Raw genomic sequence first — 23,257 nt, 5'->3', positions numbered from 1 at the left:
AGTATTATTATGTAGATATTAATAATATCATATTCAAAAGTATACTTCATAAGCTATAATGTAAATAGCCATCAACAATCACTTAGCTAAAGATGATAATTATACCATATTTACTTAGGAGGACATTATATGATATCGATTTATAAAACTATAGATACATCAAACAAGTTACAATCTTTAGACACTATAGAACATGGCTGTTGGATTAATATTATAGCACCTTCTGATGAAGATTTACTTTTAATATCAAAAAAAACTGGTGTTTCACTAGATTTTTTGAGAGCTGCCCTTGATGAAGAAGAAACATCCCGTATAGATACAGAAGATAATAATCTACTTGTAATAGTTGATATTCCTTTTACTGAAATGGAGGTTAATTCTTTAACTTATGACTCTTATCCTCTGGCAATAATTCACACGGAATTTATTTTAATAACTGTTTGTTTGAAAAATAGTAAGATTCTTACAGATTTCATAGCTGGTAAAGTGAAATCTTTCTACACCTTTAAACGCTCTAGATTTATATTGCAAATACTTTATAGGATAGCAAGTTATTATCTACTTTATTTAAGACAAATAGATAAAAAAAGTGTGATGATTGAACAGAGACTTCACAAATCTATGAAAAACAAAGAATTTATTCAACTTTTATCTTTAGAAAAATCTCTAGTTTATTTTTCTACATCTTTAAAGGCAAATGAGATAACCCTAGAAAAAATGTTAAAATTAGAGCTTTTACAAAAATATCCTGAAGATCAGGATATCTTAGAAGATGTTATTATCGAAAATAAACAGGCTATAGAAATGACCAATATCTATAGCAATATTCTAGCGGGAACTATGGATGCATTTGCTTCAGTTGTATCTAATAATTTGAATATAGTCATGAAACTTTTAGCATCTGTAACTATAGTTATGGCTATACCAAATATAATATTTGGTTCTTTTGGTATGAATGTATCCGGCATACCTTTTGGAAAATATACAAATGCTTTTTGGATTATATATGGAATTACAGCTTTAATTTGTGTTATATCCATAATATTTCTTAAAAAAAAGGATTTATTTTAATTTTGGAAGGTGATAGTTTTGTTAGGGAAAAAATTAGAAAAGGGAGATACTATAGGAATTGTATCTCCTTCCAGTAGTGAAGAACCTAAAAAAATAAAAGAAAGCATTAAATTTTTAGAGAGCTTGGGCTTTAACGTTAAAAGTGGAAAACACATTTACGATAGATGGGGTTATCTAGCCGGTAAGGACAAAGATAGAGTACAAGATCTTATGGATATGTTCTTAGACAAAGAAGTAGATATAATACTGTGTATAAGAGGTGGATATGGTGCCATGAGACTTCTTCCTCTTATAGATTTTGATATTATAGAAAAAAGCCCAAAAATATTTGCTGGATTCAGTGATATAACTACTCTACTAAATAGCATATATCAAAGATGTAATTTAATTACCTTTCACTCTCCTATGTGTAATTCTCAATTTGATTCCTCTACACTAAAAAGCTTTTTAAATACATTGATGTTTGGATATAATCCTTTTACCATAGAAAATACTAATAATATACCTACAAATTATTTCAACGGTGAATATGTTAAAGGAGAGCTTGTAGGAGGTAATTTGTCCTTAATATGCAGTACACTTGGCACACCTTATGCTATAAATACTAAAGATAAAATATTATTTATAGAAGAGGTGGAGGAAGAACCTTATAAGATTGATAGAATGCTTACTCATTTGTCCCTAAGTGGAAGCCTTCAACAGTGTAGAGGTTTCATTATAGGTCAATTTAAAGACTGTGAGTTCTCCCAATATGAAAAGAGTTTAACTTTATCTGAAATATTTGAAGATAGAATATTAAGTCTTAGAAAACCAACTTTAACTAATTTTCAATCCGGTCATTCATATCCTAAAATAACTATTCCGATTGGTGCAGAAGTAGAAATAGATTTAAAAAATGGTAAAATACATTTATTAAAACCTGTAGTAAAATCAAATGATTCTTAAATTCAAGTAGATTTTGCTATAAAATACTTTCCTCCATCCAAATTTTATATTATTAAAAAGCTTTAAATAGTTGAATATTTTACCACATTTTTATTTTGTATAGAAAAACTATGCAAAGTATGTAATAATTAATTATAAGTTATAAATTATATTTAAGGAGAAAATATATGCAAGATAATGTATTAGCAATTGTTAATAATGTAGAAATAACTGAAAATGATCTTCAAAATGTTGTGAAGAGGTTTCCTGCAGAAAGGCAACAATATTTTAATACAGATGAAGGTAAAAAACAGTTGTTAGATGAACTTATCTCTTTTGAACTTTTTTATAATTATGGTAGGGAAATTGAATTAGAAAAAGATAAAGATTATTTAGTTAAGTTAGAAATGACTAAAAAAGAATTACTGATTCAAGAGACAATATCCAAAATTATGGAAAATATTAGAGTTACTGATAAAGAAGTAGAAAATTATTATACCAATAACAAATCTATGTATAAAAAACCCGAAAATGTAACTGCAAAACACATATTAGTAGATTCATTTGAAAAAGCTGCCCAAATATCTAATGAAATAGAAGAAGGTCTATCTTTTGAAGATGCAGCTAAAAAATACTCTTCATGTCCTTCCAAAGCTCAAGGTGGTAATTTAGGTAAATTTACTAGAGGACAGATGGTACCCGAATTTGAAACAGTAGCTTTTCAATTGGAAACAGGTACAGTAAGTAAACCCGTAAAAACTCAATTTGGATATCATCTTATAAAAGTGGAGACAAAAGAAAAAGACTCTATAAAAAGTTTTGACGAGGTAAAAAATGCTATAAAAAATGGACTATTACAAGAAAAAAGAAATCTTGAATACTCAAAATGCATTAATAACTTAAAAGATAAATATCCAATTGAAATCAAGTGATTCTTAGATTCAGGTGGAGTTTGCTCATAAAGAATACTTTTCTCCATATGAACCTAGAAGAACTTATCCAGACGCGTAGCAGTGCTTATCCCCCCTGAAGAAGTTAGGACGTTAGCAATGGTATCGTTCGGATAAAATAACATTCAATATAAATTAGAGGTGATTTTATGAGTTATGAAAACTTAAAATCAGTTGTAGACTCAAGCCAAAATGTTGTATTTTTAGGAGGTGCCGGAGTTTCTACTGAATCAAATATACCTGATTTTAGATCTGAAGCAGGTATATACAAGACTAAAAATAATTATTCATATCCTCCTGAAATAATGCTAAGCCATACATTTTTTATGTATCATACTGAAGACTTCTTTGACTTCTACAGAAAAAAAATGATATATAAAGATGCTAAGCCAAATGACACACATTATGCTTTAGCAGAATTAGAAAAAAGGGGAAAGCTAAAAGCTGTAATAACCCAAAATATCGACGGACTTCATCAAATGGCAGGATCACATAATGTATTAGAATTACACGGTTCAATCCATAGAAACCACTGTACTAGATGTAATAAATTCTTTGACTTGGATTATGTGCTACAAAGTGCTGATCTTATTCCTAAATGTGATAAGTGTAATGGGATAGTTAAACCAGATGTAGTTTTATATGAAGAAAACTTGGATATGGATGTGTTAAATAACTCTACTGAATATATACGTCAGGCAGATATTTTAATTGTAGGAGGTACATCTCTAGTAGTATATCCAGCTGCTGGGTTAGTTGATTATTTTAATGGAAGTAATTTAGTTCTCATAAATAAATCTACTACTCCTTATGATAATAAAGCCAATATAGTTATACATGACAGTATAGGAAAAGTTTTAAAAAGTATACTTTAAAAGTATACTTTTTAAAATGCTTTATTTTAGCTAATAAAAATAGAATATCTTATCTGACATTCTATTTTAAACATATCCGGCAGCGACCTGCTCTCCCACAGGGCCTCCCCTGCAGTACCATGGGCACTGTGGAACTTAACCTTCCTGTTCGAAATGGTAAGGGGTGTTGCCTCCACGTTATTGCCACCAGATTTCTATTCTTTTGTTCAGGAGTTTTATCCCCTCAAAATTGCACAGTAAATATATTTTGGTCAAGCCCTCGACCTATTAGTATCAGTCAGCTTAACATGTTGCCATGCTTACACCCCTGACCTATCTCCTCCTCTTCTCGGAGGGGTCTTACTGGCTTTCGCCATGGGAAATCTCGTCTTGGGGTGGGCTTCACACTTAGATGCTTTCAGCGTTTATCCCTTCCCGACTTAGCTACCCAGCTGTGCTCCTGGCGGAACAACTGGTTCACCAGCGGTCAGTCCATCCCGGTCCTCTCGTACTAGGGACAGCTCCCCTCAAATTTCCTACGCCCGCGACGGATAGGGACCGAACTGTCTCACGACGTTCTGAACCCAGCTCGCGTGCCGCTTTAATGGGCGAACAGCCCAACCCTTGGGACCTACTCCAGCCCCAGGATGCGACGAGCCGACATCGAGGTGCCAAACCTCCCCGTCGATGTGAACTCTTGGGGGAGATCAGCCTGTTATCCCCGAGGTAGCTTTTATCCGTTGAGCGATGGCCCTCCCACGAGGTACCACCGGATCACTAAGCCCGACTTTCGTCCCTGCTCCACCTGTTTGTGTCGCAGTCAAGCTCCCTTTTGCCTTTGCACTCTCCGAAGAATTTCCAACCCTTCTGAGGGAACCTTTGTACGCCTCCGTTACTCTTTTGGAGGCGACCGCCCCAGTCAAACTGCCCGCCTATCATTGTCCCGTGTCCAGTTTCATGCACTCCGGTTAGAATTTCAGTACTGCCAGGGTGGTATCCCAACGTTGGCTCCACAAATGCTGGCGCACTTCTTTCCCTGCCTCCCACCTATCCTGTACAGGCAATACCAAAATTCAGTGATAAACTGCAGTAAAGCTCTACGGGGTCTTTCCGTCCAATCGCGGGTAGCAAGCATCTTCACTTGCACTTCAATTTCGCCGGATTTGTTGTTGAGACAGTGCCCAAATCATTACGCCATTCGTGCGGGTCGGAACTTACCCGACAAGGAATTTCGCTACCTTAGGACCGTTATAGTTACGGCCGCCGTTTACTGGGGCTTAAGTTCTTGCCTTCGCTTTCGCTGAGCAGTCCCCTTAACCTTCCAGCACCGGGCAGGCGTCAGCCCCTATACTTCAGCTTTCGCTTTAGCAGAGACCTGTGTTTTTGATAAACAGTTGCTTGGGCCTTTTCTCTGCGGCCACTTCCGTGGCACTCCTTTTCCCTAAGTTACGGAGTCAATTTGCCGAGTTCCTTAACAACAATTCTTCCGATGGTCTTAGGATTCTCTCCTCACCTACCTGTGTCGGTTTGCGGTACGGGCACACTCTTGCTCCATAGAGACTTTTCTTGGCAGTGTGAAATCAGATACTCGCCCTTGCGGACTCCCCTTCAAAGCTCAGGATTACCGGACATATGGTTTTTCCTCTATCTCCTCCCTCACTCCTTGGACACACATCCATTCGTGTGCACATCCTATCCTTCTGCGTCATCCCTTCTGTTCTTTTTCGCAAAAATGTGGTACCGGAATTTCAACCGGTTGTCCATCGCCTACGCCTCTCGGCCTCGGCTTAGGTCCCGACTTACCCCGGGCGGACGAACCTTCCCCGGGAACCCTTAGGTTTTCGACCAATAAGATTCTCACTTATTTCTCGCTACTTATGCCAGCATTCTCTCTCCTGCACCGTCCACCACTCCTTCCGGTATGGCTTCTGCCTGTGCAGCATGCTCCCCTACCGCCCTTTCAGGCCCATAGCTTCGGTGGTAAGTTTTAGCCCCGGACATCTTCGGCGCATGACCTCTTGACTAGTGAGCTATTACGCACTCTTTAAATGTATGGCTGCTTCTAAGCCAACATCCTAGTTGTCTTCGATATCACACATCCTTTTCCACTTAACTTACACTTCGGGACCTTAGCTGGTGGTCTGGGCTTTTTCCCTTTTGACTACGGATCTTATCATTCGCAGTCTGACTGCCGGGATTCAAGTATATGGCATTCGGAGTTTGATAAGGTTCGGTAACTGTTGTCAGCCCCTACCCCATTCAGTGCTCTACCTCCATTACTCACTCCCGACGCTAGCCCTAAAGCTATTTCGGGGAGAACCAGCTATCTCCGAGTTCGATTGGAATTTCTCCGCTATCCACAGCTCATCCCATGGTTTTTCAACACCAACGTGGTTCGGTCCTCCACGGAATTTTACTTCCGCTTCAACCTGGCCATGGATAGGTCACCCGGTTTCGGGTCTACAGCATACAACTCCACGCCCTTTTCAGACTCGGTTTCCCTCCGGCTCCATACCTTAAGTATTTAACCTTGCTGCATGCCGTAACTCGCTGGCTCGTTCTACAAAAAGCACGCCGTCGTACTTTAACGTACTTCGACTGTTTGTGGACACACGGTTTCAGGTTCTCTTTCACTCCCCTCCCGGGGTTCTTTTCACCTTTCCCTCACGGTACTCCTCCTCTATCGGTCACCAGGTAGTATTTAGCCTTGGGAGGTGGTCCTCCCTGCTTCCCACAAGGTTTCTCGTGTCTCGTGGTACTCCGGTACAGGTTATTTTGTTTCTGCTTTTCACTTACAGGGCTTTTACCTTCTGCGGCTCATCTTTCCAGTTGTATTCAATTAAGCTTCCACAATTTTTTTTACCTGACCTCTACCCCGGAAACAAGTTTCCGGTTTGGGCTCTTTCCCTTTCGCTCGCCGCTACTTAGAAAATCGATTTTTCTTTCTCTTCCTCCGGGTACTTAGATGTTTCAGTTCCCCGGGTTTCCCTCTGCAGACCTATATATTCACCCTGCAGTACCTATTGTTTTTTAGGTGGGTTTCCCCATTCGGATATCTCTGGTTCTCTGGCTATTTGCGCCTACCCAGAGCTTTTCGCAGCTTATCACGTCCTTCTTCGGCTCCTGGTGCCAAGGCATCCTCCATGCGCCCTTTGTAGCTTGACCTGATAATTTAGTCCAAATCTTTGATTTGGTTCCTAAATTGCACTCCTCAGCCTTAGCTGAGTGAGTTTCATTAAAAAATTGCTACTAACTTCGTACAGCTGCGTCAAATGCCTCACTGCGGTGCTCATTTACATAAGTAAACTCTGCTCCTCATTCGGCCTTTTCCTTGCCGTACTCGTTATTACCAATTTTTATCCTTAGTTATTTAGTAAGCATAACTTTAATTATACTTACTACTACAAAGGTTATTTCTAACCTTAGCTTTACTTCTTTTATTTACTGTGCAATTTTCAAAGGACAAAATTCTTTCAATTCACAGTGCACAATTTACTATTACTGCTTACACCGTACAATTGGAATGGGAATCTAACTGTCAATTGTCAACTCTTAATTGTCAACTGACTATGATCCCTCAAAATTAAACAGAATAAATGGTAACTTACTTATCTATATTCCCCAGCTTTTAAGGCAAGCCTTCCTGCCTTTCGACTCCTTAGAAAGGAGGTGATCCAGCCGCAGGTTCTCCTACGGCTACCTTGTTACGACTTCACCCCAATCACTAACCCCACCTTCGGCCGCGTCCTCCTTGGTTAGACTACGGACTTCGGGTGTTGCCAGCTCTCATGGTGTGACGGGCGGTGTGTACAAGACCCGGGAACGTATTCACCGCGACATGCTGATTCGCGATTACTAGCAACTCCAACTTCATGCAGGCGGGTTTCAGCCTGCAATCCGAACTGGGAGCAGTTTTTGAGATTTGCTCCTCCTCGCGGTATTGCTTCTCTCTGTTCTGCCCATTGTAGCACGTGTGTCGCCCTGGACATCAGGGGCATGATGATTTGACGTCATCCCCACCTTCCTCCACGTTAACCGCGGCAGTCTTGTTAGAGTGCCCACCTTTCTGTGATGGCAACTAACAACAGGGGTTGCGCTCGTTGCAGGACTTAACCTAACATCTCACGACACGAGCTGACGACAACCATGCACCACCTGTCTCCCTGCCCCAAAGGGCTTCCTCCATTACAAGTTATTCAGGGGATGTCAAGTCCAGGTAAGGTTCTTCGCGTTGCTTCGAATTAAACCACATGCTCCGCTGCTTGTGCGGGTCCCCGTCAATTCCTTTGAGTTTTAATCTTGCGATCGTACTTCCCAGGCGGAGTACTTATTGTGTTTACTGCGGCACAGGAGGGGTCGATACCCCCTACACCTAGTACTCATCGTTTACGGCGTGGACTACCAGGGTATCTAATCCTGTTTGCTACCCACGCTTTCGTGCCTCAGCGTCAGTTACAGTCCAGAGAACCGCCTTCGCCACTGGTGTTCTTCCTAATCTCTACGCATTTCACCGCTACACTAGGAATTCCGTTCTCCTCTCCTGCACTCTAGATATCCAGTTTGAAATGCACTGCCCGGGTTAAGCCCGGGTCTTTCACATCTCACTTAAATATCCGCCTGCACACCCTTTACGCCCAGTAATTCCGGACAACGCTCGCCACCTACGTATTACCGCGGCTGCTGGCACGTAGTTAGCCGTGGCTTCCTCTTCCGGTACCGTCATTATCGTCCCGGATGACAGAGCTTTACGATCCGAAAACCTTCTTCACTCACGCGGCGTTGCTGCATCAGGCTTTCGCCCATTGTGCAATATTCCCCACTGCTGCCTCCCGTAGGAGTCTGGACCGTTTCTCAGTTCCAATGTGGCCGTTCACCCTCTCAGGTCGGCTACGCATCGTCGCCTTGGGGGGCTTTTATCCCTCCAACTAGCTAATGCGACGCGGGCCCATCTCAAAGCGGATTTCTCCTTTAAGGTATCCTCCATGCGGTTTTTACCTTCTATGCGGTATTAATCTCCCTTTCGGGAGGCTATCCCCCTCTTTGAGGCAGGTTACCCACGTGTTACTCACCCGTCCGCCGCTATTCCACCCCCGAAAGGGCTTCCTCGCTCGACTTGCATGTGTTAGGCACGCCGCCAGCGTTCGTCCTGAGCCAGGATCAAACTCTTATTTTAAAAGTTTTTGACTCATTTCTTACTTTACGAAATTACTTCCTCTACTGCTCTCGGCAGCTCAAAAGAATTGCTGGTTTATTCTTAATAAATAAGTTTACCTATGTTCTTCATTCTGTTTAATTTTCAAGGATCATATCTAATCTTTACTGCCGCCTGTTTTCCCAGACAGCTTTTATAGTATATCATCTCATTTTCCCTTTGTCAATACTTTTTTAGCCCTTCAAAGGTTAAAATCTTCAAAATACACATGCTACTAAAATTACTATTCCGTATTCTACAGCAACATGTGATATTTTATCATATTTTATTCTAATGTCTCTATAAAATATACCAGCTATATAAGAATAACCTTTATATAAGGCATATAGTTCTTATTTTCTATAATATACTTATATTGATACACTAGGCTATGTTTATTTATCTCAAGACTATAATATCTTAAAATTTCATCTGCAATGTCTTAAAAAAAATTGTGGCATATTACATTTACATTGAAAGCCCAAATACTTTAAAGCTTCTTGAAGAGCATAAAGGCTATAACTTATCAAATCTTTTCTTGCATTTTCTCCCATATGACCTATTCTTAAAACTTTTCCTTCCAAATATCCAAAAGAACCTGCTATCATAACATTAAAATTATTTAACATAAATTTTCTAATTTGCTTTTCTTCTATGCCTTTTGGAACCTCGATAACAGTAACTGTATTAGAATAACCTTTTTCTATATATAGATTAAGACCCGCTTCTATAATAGTCTTTCTTACACTTTGGGCAATTATTCTATGTCTTTCCAAGATATCCTTATCTTCTAAAATATTATCTATAGCTACTTTAAGTCCAATTATATCACTTATTGGAAGAGTATATGGAAAACATCTATTTTCATAATATTTTTCCCAAACTAATAAATTACAGTAAAAAGACTTTATGGGCTGATTTCTATTTTTCATAACCTTAAAAGCTTCATCACTTATACTAATCAAAGTAAGTCCTGGTGGAGCCGAAATACATTTTTGTGAAGCTCCTACCACTATGTCTATGTTCCAATTATCAACTTCTAATTTTTCTCCTCCCATTGCAGAAACACTATCTACTAAAGTTAATATACCTTTTTCTTTAAGCAAAGGACATATTTTTGATACATCATTTAATATTCCCGATGGAGTATCACAATGTACTATTGTTGCATATTTAAAATTACTATCTTTATTTAAAAATTCCTTTAATTCATTTAAATCTATATCTTTTTTCCTATTTCCCTTAAAAAATACAACCTTTCCCCCATACAACTTCACTAAATCCGAAAATCCTTCTCCAAATATGCCATTATCAATTACAAGTACCCTATCCCCCTCTTCTGTAAGAGATGCACAGGCTGCTTCCAATCCTAACATACCCTCTCCACCTAATATTCTAATCTGATTTTTAGTCTTTAATAATTGACCTATATTTTTACAGGTATCTCTATAAAAATTATAAAATTGTATATCCAAGTCTGGATTAGTAAATCTCATGCTCCTTGCAAATCTAACATTTTCTCTAACTTCTGTAGGACCTGGTGTCAATATATATGGAACCTTCAACAAAATCACCTCTCTGAATAATTCTAGTAGTATTATAACACTATCATTTTTTTAAATGAAATGTATCAATACAATTCGATAAAAATTAATTATCCTCAAGGACATAACAGTGATTATTCTTTGATTTTTAAAAAGCTAAGGATATTATCAATGGTAGCCTTTGAATAAATTATTATTAAGAAAGAAAATATATATTTAAGTGAGAAACTTTTTTAAAAAATAATTATCACTATTAATTTTATATTTAATACTTATGTTAAAATATAAAAAAACTTATTTAATTAAAGAAAGGAATTCTTTTATGAAAGTTGAAGAAAAAATCAAAGAGAAAATTAGAGAAATATGTGAAAATTATAAAGATGCGCCTACGGAAGGACATATTTTTGGCAATGGACCTATTCCTTGTCCCATATTATTCATAGGAGAGGCCCCAGGAAAAACAGAAATAATACAAGGAAAACCTTTTGTGGGTATGGCAGGAAAAAACTTTGAAAAATATTTAAATTTCATAGGATTAGAAAGAGAAGAAGTAAGAATTACAAATACTTGTTTTTTTAGACCAATTAAAATTAAAATATCAAAAGATGGTAAAAAGACCATAAGTAACAGAACTCCTAAAATATCAGAAATTAAATTATTTAAAGAAGTATTAAATGAAGAAATTGATCTTGTGAATCCTAAAATAATTATAACATTAGGAAATGTACCTCTAAAAAGTTTTACTGAATTCAACTCCATAGGGAAATGTCATGGCACCATCTATTTTAATGAGAATCTAAAAAAATACATATTTCCTATGTACCACCCTTCCGCCTTAACCTATAATAGAAATGAAAATTTTCAATCTATGTATGAAGAAGACTGGAAAAAATTAAAAGGAGTTCTAAATAATCTTTAGTTCTCCTTTCTATAAGAATTTTTTTTATTAATAAAATAACCTACTAATAGACCTACACTGCCTCCTGCTGTATCTATAAATATATCTTTTATTCTAGCTGTTCTTCCAGGTATAAATATTTGATGAATCTCATCTGAACAAGCATACAGAAATACTATAATAATGGAAATTATAAATACTTTTTTTATTTTAAATTTACCTTTTATAATATTAAACAATAGTATAGCCAGTATAAAATACTCAAGAAAATGAGAGACTTTTCTAATTACAAAATTAGATAATTTTCCAAATGATGCATTTAAGTCCAAACCTAAAACTTGAATTAGGTATATGAAAAATCCACTTTTTTCATTTGATATAGTAGCTGTTTCATTAGAAAAAATAAATATTACTACCATCCATATTATGACTAGACTCCATTTGATTTTCTTCATATCAGCCTTTCCTATATAAGTTCCTTAAAATTTTCTAACTGCTTTAATACCTTTATAGTATTTTCTATATCATCAATAGATACCATCTCAGAAGTAGAATATTTATATCTACATGGTACTGCAATCTCACCAGTCCTTATACCTATTCTCTCTTTATGTATCAATCCCCCTTGAGATTTACCTTTGCTTATACTATATTGAAGTGTTATATCAGCTCTTTCAGCGGCATTTTCTAATAAATCCTTTATATCTTTATGCATTATCAAAGAACTATCCATAATTTTCAATACCGGACCCTTACCTATATTTATTCTTGTCTCCTCTTTGTTTTTTGTATTTTCAGTACCTACTACTATACAATAATCAGGATTTATAGTATTCGCAGCTATTCTTGCACCTATTCCTCCAATTTCTCCTTGGGAAGCAAATACAAAATTTAATTCCATATCTGTTATTTTAATTTCTTCTAAAAGTTTCAATAGTATATAACATCCTACCTTATTATGAAGTAGAGGACTTATTATATTATTATTTCCTACTTTCAAATAAGGACCTACAAGAGATGCCATATCTCCCTCTTTTATTTTTTTTAATGTATCTTCCCTATCAATTGTACCTATATCTACAAAGACACCCTTTGAGCATGTACATACTTTACCTAATGTGCCGTTATGAAATCTTATAAAACTATGTGATATATCCTGAACATTGAACTCCCCTATATTATCTACTTTTATCATTCCATTTTCTTCTATATCATTAACTATAAATCCCACTGAATCCATATTAGAACATATCATAACTTTACTTTTACCAGTTCCCACTTTCACTAATATATTACCTATATTATCTTCATGTATATCATGATCAGATTCCTTTAAATTCTCTTTTATCACTTGTCTAATTTCATCTTCTTTGCCACTAATCCCAAAAGAATTAATTAATTTTAACAAAAGCTTATCCATAATTTTCACCCCTTATATATTCTAAATATTTGTCCGAAGGAGACAGTCAGCTAAACCCCAGCTTTTTCAAACTTCTTCAAAGTGGAGAATCTATTCCACTTTATAATTTCTTCTAAGGTTCAAATAAAGAAAAATATTCCTTATGAACAAACTCCTCCTGAACCTCTGAATTACTTGATACTATAGTCCTCTAAATAACTTTTTAACAAGATTAAAGTGTTATCATAATCGGCTAAACTACATACAGAAATATTAGAATTCATATATCTGCATGGTAATAATATTGATGCTGTTTTACAATTACTAGTAGTGAGATAAGCTGCTTTAAGTTCTCCTTCTCCCTGGGTATTCCCAATTTTTTGATATGGTATACCTATATCATCTGCCTTATTCCTTATAGATTCTACAATGTCTCTATCAAATATACATTGTCCCCCTTTAAAAGGTATCACAGGACCTTCTCTTAATTTACTTGTTCTGAAATAACTAGGAATTTCCATATAATCTATACTATTTATGGTATCTAAAATTATAACTAAATCTGGATCAACATTGTAAGCAGCTGCATAAATACCTCTTTGATCTATATTTCCTTGAACATTAAATACACCATACAAATTACAATTTAAATCTTCTTTTAATAACTCTAAAAGTACAGAACATCCTATTCTATTATCTAGAGCTTTTCCTTTTAAAAGATTATCTCCAAAACTAGAAAATTCACTATTAAATATTACAAAATCACCTAATGATACAACCTTCCTGCATTCATCTTCAGAAAAAGCACCTATATCTATACACATACTTTCATAGGATATGTCTTCATTTCTTTCCTTCTTACTCTGAACATGTATTGGCTTTATTCCAATAACTCCAGGTATTTTTTTATTTCCAATTAAAACAGTTTTACAGGGAAGTGAATTTTTATCTATATCTCCTAATGTTGAAAATTTTAATGTTCCATCTTTATTATATGCAGTTATTATAAGCCCTGCTTCATCCATATGAGAAATCACCATTATTTTAGGTGAAGAATTATCTTGTTTATCCTTATTAACTATAATATTTCCCATTCTATCTACAAGTATATTGTCATTAAAAGTACTTAGTTCATCTTTTATTACATTTCTAATCTGATCTTCATATCCTGAAGGCCCTATAGAATTACAAAGTTTTTCTAAAAACAAAATAGTCCCTCCAATTCACTCTCTTTTAATTCCTGAATAAATCTTGCTAACAGTCTTCCTGTATTTCTTATATCTTCTAAATTAACTACTTCTACAGAAGTATGCATATATCTTATAGGAATGGATATAAGAATTGTAGCTATTCCACCTACGGAAGTTTGAATATCCCAAGCATCTGTTCCTGTATTTCCTGGTTCTACTTCAACCTGATAAGGGATATTGTACTTATCTGCTGTTTGTATTAATCTATTTCTAATTTTAGTATGTATATTAGGTCCTATGCATATAACTGGCCCTTTCCCTAGCTTGTTTTCTCTATTGCTATCTCCTAACATTCCACTGTCGAAGGTTACATCAAGCGCTATACCTATATCGGGTTTAATATCATAACTTACCATTTTGGCTCCCCTATGCCCTACTTCTTCCTGACATGAACATACAAAATAGACACCCAGATCTGAATTTACATTTTTAAGTTCTTCTGCACAAATATACATAGCAAAAATGCTAGCTCTATTATCTATTGATTTACAACTTACATTATTATTCAAAAGCCGTACCATCTTTCTATCCAATGTAATATAATCTCCTAATCCAACTATGTCTTTTAATCTTTCTCTACTAAGTCCAGTTTCTATATATAAATTTTCCATGGAAACTTTGTTTTTCTCTTTATCATTATAATTATATTTTAATGCTACAATTCCAGATATATTTTCTCTTCCATGAATGATAACTTCTTGAGAAACAAGACTTTTTGCATCTATTCCAAATCCTTCAAATTTTATAAATCCATCCTTAGAAATTTCTTTTACCATCAAAAAGACTTCATCTGCATGAGACATTATCATTAATTTACTAGAAGTTGTACCTCTCTTATGTATATACATGTTATTTAATTTAGTTATAGTTGTCTCTCCAAATTCCTTAAAATTATCCTCTATAATAGAATACAGCCAATCTTCTCTTCCACTTGGCGCATGAGCTTCACATATTGTTCTAAAAAAGTCTAAATCCTTCATATTTACCTCCAATCAAATATATTAATAATTTAATTGTGTTTCATCTAATAATTATGGATTACTTTAATTATAACATAACTACAATGAAAGTTTTTCTATTATTGGAATATAATAATGGATTTTAAATATAATATTTATTTTTTAAATAAATAAGGAAGCATATCAATAATATGCTTCCTTTCCCTATTGGTGGCTCACCGGGGAATCGAACCCCGGACAACATGATTAAAAGTCATGTGCTCTACCAACTGAGCTAGTGAACCAAAACATATCCGGCAGCGACCTGCTCTCCCACAGGGCCTCCCCTGCAGTACCATGGGCACTGTGGAACTTAACCTTCCTGTTCGAAATGGTAAGGGGTGTTGCCTCCACGTTATTGCCACCAGATTTCTATTCTTTTGTTCAGGAGTTTTATCCCCTCAAAATTGCACAGTAAATATTATTTGGTCAAGCCCTCGACCTATTAGTATCAGTCAGCTTAACATGTTGCCATGCTTACACCCCTGACCTATCTCCTCCTCTTCTCGGAGGGGTCTTACTGGCTTTCGCCATGGGAAATCTCGTCTTGGGGTGGGCTTCACACTTAGATGCTTTCAGCGTTTATCCCTTCCCGACTTAGCTACCCAGCTGTGCTCCTGGCGGAACAACTGGTTCACCAGCGGTCAGTCCATCCCGGTCCTCTCGTACTAGGGACAGCTCCCCTCAAATTTCCTACGCCCGCGACGGATAGGGACCGAACTGTCTCACGACGTTCTGAACCCAGCTCGCGTGCCGCTTTAATGGGCGAACAGCCCAACCCTTGGGACCTACTCCAGCCCCAGGATGCGACGAGCCGACATCGAGGTGCCAAACCTCCCCGTCGATGTGAACTCTTGGGGGAGATCAGCCTGTTATCCCCGAGGTAGCTTTTATCCGTTGAGCGATGGCCCTCCCACGAGGTACCACCGGATCACTAAGCCCGACTTTCGTCCCTGCTCCACCTGTTTGTGTCGCAGTCAAGCTCCCTTTTGCCTTTGCACTCTCCGAAGAATTTCCAACCCTTCTGAGGGAACCTTTGTACGCCTCCGTTACTCTTTTGGAGGCGACCGCCCCAGTCAAACTGCCCGCCTATCATTGTCCCGTGTCCAGTTTCATGCACTCCGGTTAGAATTTCAGTACTGCCAGGGTGGTATCCCAACGTTGGCTCCACAAATGCTGGCGCACTTCTTTCCCTGCCTCCCACCTATCCTGTACAGGCAATACCAAAATTCAGTGATAAACTGCAGTAAAGCTCTACGGGGTCTTTCCGTCCAATCGCGGGTAGCAAGCATCTTCACTTGCACTTCAATTTCGCCGGATTTGTTGTTGAGACAGTGCCCAAATCATTACGCCATTCGTGCGGGTCGGAACTTACCCGACAAGGAATTTCGCTACCTTAGGACCGTTATAGTTACGGCCGCCGTTTACTGGGGCTTAAGTTCTTGCCTTCGCTTTCGCTGAGCAGTCCCCTTAACCTTCCAGCACCGGGCAGGCGTCAGCCCCTATACTTCAGCTTTCGCTTTAGCAGAGACCTGTGTTTTTGATAAACAGTTGCTTGGGCCTTTTCTCTGCGGCCACTTCCGTGGCACTCCTTTTCCCTAAGTTACGGAGTCAATTTGCCGAGTTCCTTAACAACAATTCTTCCGATGGTCTTAGGATTCTCTCCTCACCTACCTGTGTCGGTTTGCGGTACGGGCACACTCTTGCTCCATAGAGACTTTTCTTGGCAGTGTGAAATCAGATACTCGCCCTTGCGGACTCCCCTTCAAAGCTCAGGATTACCGGACATATGGTTTTTCCTCTATCTCCTCCCTCACTCCTTGGACACACATCCATTCGTGTGCACATCCTATCCTTCTGCGTCATCCCTTCTGTTCTTTTTCGCAAAAATGTGGTACCGGAATTTCAACCGGTTGTCCATCGCCTACGCCTCTCGGCCTCGGCTTAGGTCCCGACTTACCCCGGGCGGACGAACCTTCCCCGGGAACCCTTAGGTTTTCGACCAATAAGATTCTCACTTATTTCTCGCTACTTATGCCAGCATTCTCTCTCCTGCACCGTCCACCACTCCTTCCGGTATGGCTTCTGCCTGTGCAGCATGCTCCCCTACCGCCCTTTCAGGCCCATAGCTTCGGTGGTAAGTTTTAGCCCCGGACATCTTCGGCGCATGACCTCTTGACTAGTGAGCTATTACGCACTCTTTAAATGTATGGCTGCTTCTAAGCCAACATCCTAGTTGTCTTCGATATCACACATCCTTTTCCACTTAACTTACACTTCGGGACCTTAGCTGGTGGTCTGGGCTTTTTCCCTTTTGACTACGGATCTTATCATTCGCAGTCTGACTGCCGGGATTCAAGTATATGGCATTCGGAGTTTGATAAGGTTCGGTAACTGTTGTCAGCCCCTACCCCATTCAGTGCTCTACCTCCATTACTCACTCCCGACGCTAGCCCTAAAGCTATTTCGGGGAGAACCAGCTATCTCCGAGTTCGATTGGAATTTCTCCGCTATCCACAGCTCATCCCATGGTTTTTCAACACCAACGTGGTTCGGTCCTCCACGGAATTTTACTTCCGCTTCAACCTGGCCATGGATAGGTCACCCGGTTTCGGGTCTACAGCATACAACTCCACGCCCTTTTCAGACTCGGTTTCCCTCCGGCTCCATACCTTAAGTATTTAACCTTGCTGCATGCCGTAACTCGCTGGCTCGTTCTACAAAAAGCACGCCGTCGTACTTTAACGTACTTCGACTGTTTGTGGACACACGGTTTCAGGTTCTCTTTCACTCCCCTCCCGGGGTTCTTTTCACCTTTCCCTCACGGTACTCCTCCTCTATCGGTCACCAGGTAGTATTTAGCCTTGGGAGGTGGTCCTCCCTGCTTCCCACAAGGTTTCTCGTGTCTCGTGGTACTCCGGTACAGGTTATTTTGTTTCTGCTTTTCACTTACAGGGCTTTTACCTTCTGCGGCTCATCTTTCCAGTTGTATTCAATTAAGCTTCCACAATTTTTTTTACCTGACCTCTACCCCGGAAACAAGTTTCCGGTTTGGGCTCTTTCCCTTTCGCTCGCCGCTACTTAGAAAATCGATTTTTCTTTCTCTTCCTCCGGGTACTTAGATGTTTCAGTTCCCCGGGTTTCCCTCTGCAGACCTATATATTCACCCTGCAGTACCTATTGTTTTTTAGGTGGGTTTCCCCATTCGGATATCTCTGGTTCTCTGGCTATTTGCGCCTACCCAGAGCTTTTCGCAGCTTATCACGTCCTTCTTCGGCTCCTGGTGCCAAGGCATCCTCCATGCGCCCTTTGTAGCTTGACCTGATAATTTAGTCCAAATCTTTGATTTGGTTCCTAAATTGCACTCCTCAGCCTTAGCTGAGTGAGTTTCATTAAAAAATTGCTATTAACTTCGCACAGCTGCATCAAATGCCTCACTGCGGTGCTCATTTACATAAGTAAACTCTGCTCCTAATTCGGCCTTTTCCTTGCCGTACTCGTTATTACCAATTTTTTATCCTTAGTTATTTATTACAATGCAAGCATAACTTTAATTATACTTACTACTACAAAGGTTATTTCTAACCTTAGCTTTACTTCTTTTATTTACTGTGCAATTTTCAAAGGACAAAATTCTTTCAATTCACAGTGCACAATTTACTATTACTGCTTACACCGTACAATTGGAATGAGAATCTAACTGTCAATTGTCAACTCTTAATTGTCAACTGACTATGATCCCTCAAAATTAAACAGAATAAATGGTAACTTACTTATCTATATTCCCCAGCTTTTAAGGCAAGCTTCCCTGCCTTTCGACTCCTTAGAAAGGAGGTGATCCAGCCGCAGGTTCTCCTACGGCTACCTTGTTACGACTTCACCCCAATCACTAACCCCACCTTCGGCCGCGTCCTCCTTGGTTAGACTACGGACTTCGGGTGTTGCCAGCTCTCATGGTGTGACGGGCGGTGTGTACAAGACCCGGGAACGTATTCACCGCGACATGCTGATTCGCGATTACTAGCAACTCCAACTTCATGCAGGCGGGTTTCAGCCTGCAATCCGAACTGGGAGCAGTTTTTGAGATTTGCTCCTCCTCGCGGTATTGCTTCTCTCTGTTCTGCCCATTGTAGCACGTGTGTCGCCCTGGACATCAGGGGCATGATGATTTGACGTCATCCCCACCTTCCTCCACGTTAACCGCGGCAGTCTTGTTAGAGTGCCCACCTTTCTGTGATGGCAACTAACAACAGGGGTTGCGCTCGTTGCAGGACTTAACCTAACATCTCACGACACGAGCTGACGACAACCATGCACCACCTGTCTCCCTGCCCCAAAGGGCTTCCTCCATTACAAGTTATTCAGGGGATGTCAAGTCCAGGTAAGGTTCTTCGCGTTGCTTCGAATTAAACCACATGCTCCGCTGCTTGTGCGGGTCCCCGTCAATTCCTTTGAGTTTTAATCTTGCGATCGTACTTCCCAGGCGGAGTACTTATTGTGTTTACTGCGGCACAGGAGGGGTCGATACCCCCTACACCTAGTACTCATCGTTTACGGCGTGGACTACCAGGGTATCTAATCCTGTTTGCTACCCACGCTTTCGTGCCTCAGCGTCAGTTACAGTCCAGAGAACCGCCTTCGCCACTGGTGTTCTTCCTAATCTCTACGCATTTCACCGCTACACTAGGAATTCCGTTCTCCTCTCCTGCACTCTAGATATCCAGTTTGAAATGCACTGCCCGGGTTAAGCCCGGGTCTTTCACATCTCACTTAAATATCCGCCTGCACACCCTTTACGCCCAGTAATTCCGGACAACGCTCGCCACCTACGTATTACCGCGGCTGCTGGCACGTAGTTAGCCGTGGCTTCCTCTTCCGGTACCGTCATTATCGTCCCGGATGACAGAGCTTTACGATCCGAAAACCTTCTTCACTCACGCGGCGTTGCTGCATCAGGCTTTCGCCCATTGTGCAATATTCCCCACTGCTGCCTCCCGTAGGAGTCTGGACCGTTTCTCAGTTCCAATGTGGCCGTTCACCCTCTCAGGTCGGCTACGCATCGTCGCCTTGGGGGGCTTTTATCCCTCCAACTAGCTAATGCGACGCGGGCCCATCTCAAAGCGGATTTCTCCTTTAAGGTATCCTCCATGCGGTTTTTACCTTCTATGCGGTATTAATCTCCCTTTCGGGAGGCTATCCCCCTCTTTGAGGCAGGTTACCCACGTGTTACTCACCCGTCCGCCGCTATTCCACCCCCGAAAGGGCTTCCTCGCTCGACTTGCATGTGTTAGGCACGCCGCCAGCGTTCGTCCTGAGCCAGGATCAAACTCTTATTTTAAAAGTTTTTGACTCATTTCTTACTTTACGAAATTACTTCCTCTACTGCTCTCGCAGCTCAAAAGAATTGCTGGTTTATTCTTTAATAAATAAGTTTACCTATGTTCTTCATTCTGTTTAATTTTCAAGGATCATATCTAATCTTTACTGCCGCCTGTTTTCCCAGACAGCTTTTATAGTATATCATCTCATTTTCCCTTTGTCAATACTTTTTTATTATTTCTTTATATTAATTAAATTTGTTGATTTACTTGTTTTTAGGTACTGCTGACACGACGAAGGTTATTATATCATAGCCTTACATATAAAAATTCACTTTCACGGCAAAATTATAAGATTATCTTATTATATCTCATATATTTTATTTATTTCTATATTTTTTACATAAAGATACACAAGGATATGTTTATATAAGAGGTCAAGTTGGCTAACATCCCCATCTTCTTCGAAGTGTGTGTAATTGATACTACCAAGACCCTTGTTCTGATACTTAAAGTCTTGTATCAAACTTAAAAATTTATTGACTTACATTAGATATATTACAAAAAACACTAAAAGATATAAAGATTTATTTTAAAATAAATTTTTATATCTTTACATCTATATGTTAAATACAATAATTAAGCAACTATTTTAACTTGTGAATGAACAGACCACTTCTAAGTTTTGGTTCAAACCAAGTAGATTTAGGAGGCATTACTTTCCCAGCATCTGCAATATTCATTAAATCTTCTAATGTAGTAGGATACATGGAAAATGCAACACCTGTGTTTTTCTCGTCTATTCTACTTTCTAACTCCTTGAGTCCTCTTATTCCACCTACAAAATCAATTCTATTATCTGTACGTGGATCCTTTATGCCTAAAATTGGAGCTAATAAATTATTTTGAAGAATAGATACATCTAATCTTCCAACAGGATCAAGAGGATCATAAATTCCTTCTTTAGCAGTAAGTCTATACCACCTGCCATTTAAATACATTCCATAATTATGTTTAGAAGAAGGTTTATAGGGTCCTTGTTCCTCACATATATTTATATTAAAATTCTCTAAAACTTTATTCATATATTCTTCATTAGAAAGACCATTTAAATCTTTAACGATTCTATTGTAATCTATAATATTTAAGTGTGAGTGTGGAAAAATTACCGATAGGAAAAAATTAAACTCCTCATTTCCTGAATAATTTGGATTTTCTTCTCTTCTTTTAAGTCCGACTTTCACTGCTGAAGCTGCCCTATGATGTCCATCTGCTATATACAAACTATCTACATCTTTAAATAAACTACAAATATCATTTATTGTTTTATTATCATCTATAACCCATACAGTATTTTTAACTCCATCCTCTGCTGTAAAATCATAAATGGGATCTTTTTGTATCCAAGTGTTTACCAGTTCATCAATTTTATCATTATATTTGTAAGTTAAAAATATAGGCCCAGTATTTGCATTACAAAAATCTACATGATTTATTCTATCTTGTTCCTTATCTTTTCTCGTATACTCATGTTTTTTTATTTTATTATTAATGTAGTCATCTATAGATGTACATGCTACTATACCAACCTGACTTTTTCCATTCATAATTAATCTATAAATATATAGATTTTCTTTTTTATCTTGTATTAATATCTTGTTATCTATCATATTTTGTAAATTTTCATTAGCTTTTATATAAACTTCCCTATCATATAAATTTATATTTTCATCTAAATCAATTTCTGCTTTATCTACATGTAGAAAAGAATATTTATTATCTTTTGCAATTTCTTTTGCCTCTTTGCTATTCATAACATCATAGGGAAGTTCAGCAACCTTTTGAACTATATCTTCTCTAGGTCTTAGTGCTTTAAATGCCTTTAAAGTTATCATCTCTTTCTCCTTTTATAGTATATTAACATACATTAATTAAATTCTTATCAAGATAATATTGTTCAACTATATTTACTATTTCCATGCCTATTCTCTTTTGAGCTTCACAAGTTGATGCTCCTATATGAGGTGTTGCCGATACTCTATCATTATTCAGAAGCTCCTCACAAGGGTTAGGTTCATTTTCAAATACATCTATTCCAGCACCTGCAACTTTACCACAATTCAATGCATTTATTAAAGCCCTCTCATCTATTATTCCGCCTCTTGCACAATTTATTATATATACTCCATCCTTCATAATATTAAATTCTTCTTCTCCTATTAAAGCTTTTTGATTTTTATTAAATGGAATGTGGAGCGTTATATAATCTGCTCTTTTTAACAAATCTTTAAACTCACAAAACTCATAATTATTATACCCCTTTGCCATTCCAAGTTTATCAGTATATATTATTTTCATACCTAATGCGCTTGCCCTTTTTGCAACTTCTTTTGCAATTCTTCCAAAACCTATAATTCCTAAAGTTTTACCATATAATTCTACTCCTTTATATTGACTTTTATGCCATTCACTATTTCTCATAGTTACATTAGAAATATTTACATATCTTGATATGGCAAACATATGAGCGAGTGTCAACTCTGCAACTGAAGCAGCACTAGCATTTGGAGTATTCTTAACTGCTATTCCATTTTGAAGTGCATAATCTACATCAATGTTATCCACTCCTACTCCTCCTCTTATTATAAGTTTTAAATTTCCGTCTTTAGCTGCATCTATAAGTGGTCTTCTTATTTTAGTAGCAGATCTTACCACTATTATATCAAAATCTTTTATCTTATCTTTTAATTCCTCTTCATCAAAGTGTTTATCTAGAACTTCATAACCATCCTCTACAAGTTTATTTAAAGCCTCTTTATCCATTCCATCACTAACTAATATTTTTATCATTATTAAGACC

General features: G+C 38.0%; 12 protein-coding genes, 1 tRNA gene and 6 rRNA genes. 5 read left to right on the top strand and 14 right to left on the bottom strand.

The window, feature by feature from the left end; translation table 11 throughout:
- The first annotated feature begins 129 nt into the window (after positions 1–129).
- From AB3K27_RS01195 to AB3K27_RS01180, 4 genes are all read left to right on the top strand, one after another.
- Entirely contained in the window at positions 130–1,071 is a 942-nt protein-coding gene (locus tag AB3K27_RS01195; RefSeq protein ID WP_368489451.1) for a magnesium transporter CorA family protein, read from the top strand.
- An 18-nt stretch (positions 1,072–1,089) separates the two neighbouring features.
- Positions 1,090–2,016, top strand: a complete 927-nt coding sequence (locus AB3K27_RS01190) for an LD-carboxypeptidase (protein ID WP_368489450.1) — start codon at positions 1,090–1,092, stop codon at positions 2,014–2,016.
- 167 nt (positions 2,017–2,183) lie between these two features.
- Entirely contained in the window at positions 2,184–2,927 is a 744-nt protein-coding gene (locus AB3K27_RS01185; RefSeq protein WP_368489449.1) for a peptidylprolyl isomerase, read from the top strand.
- A gap of 167 nt (positions 2,928–3,094) precedes the next feature.
- Positions 3,095–3,820, top strand: a complete 726-nt coding sequence (locus AB3K27_RS01180) for an NAD-dependent protein deacylase (protein WP_368489448.1) — start codon at positions 3,095–3,097, stop codon at positions 3,818–3,820.
- 74 nt (positions 3,821–3,894) lie between these two features.
- Here the strand turns inward: AB3K27_RS01180 and rrf (AB3K27_RS01175) are convergent.
- The 4 genes from rrf (AB3K27_RS01175) to AB3K27_RS01160 form a co-directional block, all read right to left on the bottom strand.
- Positions 3,895–4,011 (bottom strand): 5S ribosomal RNA (rrf, locus tag AB3K27_RS01175).
- A gap of 56 nt (positions 4,012–4,067) precedes the next feature.
- Positions 4,068–6,964, bottom strand: a 23S ribosomal RNA gene (locus tag AB3K27_RS01170).
- A gap of 497 nt (positions 6,965–7,461) precedes the next feature.
- Positions 7,462–8,972, bottom strand: a 16S ribosomal RNA gene (locus tag AB3K27_RS01165).
- The 16S, 23S and 5S rRNA genes sit together here, the layout of an rRNA operon.
- A gap of 446 nt (positions 8,973–9,418) precedes the next feature.
- Positions 9,419–10,555, bottom strand: a complete 1,137-nt coding sequence (locus tag AB3K27_RS01160) for an alanine--glyoxylate aminotransferase family protein (RefSeq protein WP_368489447.1) — start codon at positions 10,553–10,555, stop codon at positions 9,419–9,421.
- Positions 10,556–10,856: 301 nt separating this feature from the next.
- Between AB3K27_RS01160 and AB3K27_RS01155 the strand changes: the two genes are divergently transcribed.
- Complete coding sequence (locus tag AB3K27_RS01155) at positions 10,857–11,453, top strand: uracil-DNA glycosylase (protein WP_368489446.1); 597 nt, start codon at positions 10,857–10,859, stop codon at positions 11,451–11,453.
- Here the strand turns inward: AB3K27_RS01155 and AB3K27_RS01150 are convergent.
- The 10 genes from AB3K27_RS01150 to AB3K27_RS01105 form a co-directional block, all read right to left on the bottom strand.
- Positions 11,450–11,887 (bottom strand): VanZ family protein, encoded by a 438-nt coding sequence (locus AB3K27_RS01150; protein ID WP_368489445.1) that lies wholly within the window; start codon positions 11,885–11,887, stop codon positions 11,450–11,452. The genes AB3K27_RS01155 and AB3K27_RS01150 overlap by 4 nt on opposite strands.
- An 11-nt stretch (positions 11,888–11,898) precedes the next feature.
- Positions 11,899–12,852: a M42 family metallopeptidase gene (locus tag AB3K27_RS01145; protein ID WP_368489444.1), complete on the bottom strand. Its 954-nt coding sequence runs from the start codon at positions 12,850–12,852 to the stop codon at positions 11,899–11,901.
- Positions 12,853–13,022: 170 nt separating this feature from the next.
- Positions 13,023–14,039 (bottom strand): M42 family metallopeptidase, encoded by a 1,017-nt coding sequence (locus AB3K27_RS01140; protein ID WP_368489443.1) that lies wholly within the window; start codon positions 14,037–14,039, stop codon positions 13,023–13,025.
- Positions 14,030–15,061, bottom strand: a complete 1,032-nt coding sequence (locus tag AB3K27_RS01135; RefSeq protein WP_368489442.1) for a M42 family peptidase — start codon at positions 15,059–15,061, stop codon at positions 14,030–14,032. The genes AB3K27_RS01140 and AB3K27_RS01135 overlap by 10 nt, the downstream gene beginning before the upstream one ends.
- Before the next feature lie 187 nt (positions 15,062–15,248).
- A tRNA-Lys gene (locus tag AB3K27_RS01130) sits at positions 15,249–15,324 on the bottom strand.
- Positions 15,325–15,331: 7 nt separating this feature from the next.
- A 5S ribosomal RNA gene (gene rrf / locus AB3K27_RS01125) occupies positions 15,332–15,448 on the bottom strand.
- 56 nt (positions 15,449–15,504) lie between these two features.
- Positions 15,505–18,401 (bottom strand): 23S ribosomal RNA (locus AB3K27_RS01120).
- Positions 18,402–18,906: 505 nt separating this feature from the next.
- Positions 18,907–20,417, bottom strand: a 16S ribosomal RNA gene (locus tag AB3K27_RS01115).
- Positions 20,418–21,044: 627 nt separating this feature from the next.
- On the bottom strand, positions 21,045–22,292 hold the full coding sequence (locus tag AB3K27_RS01110; RefSeq protein ID WP_368489441.1) for a DUF1015 domain-containing protein: 1,248 nt from the start codon (positions 22,290–22,292) through the stop codon (positions 21,045–21,047).
- Between the two features lie 22 nt (positions 22,293–22,314).
- On the bottom strand, positions 22,315–23,247 hold the full coding sequence (locus AB3K27_RS01105) for a D-2-hydroxyacid dehydrogenase (RefSeq protein WP_368489440.1): 933 nt from the start codon (positions 23,245–23,247) through the stop codon (positions 22,315–22,317).
- Positions 23,248–23,257: the final 10 nt, after the last annotated feature.

This window comes from Clostridium sp. BJN0013 (assembly GCF_040939125.1).
Taxonomy (GTDB): domain Bacteria; phylum Bacillota; class Clostridia; order Clostridiales; family Clostridiaceae; genus Clostridium_B.
Note: the sequence above shows the minus strand (reverse complement) of the source record. Positions and strands in the feature narration are given on the sequence as shown.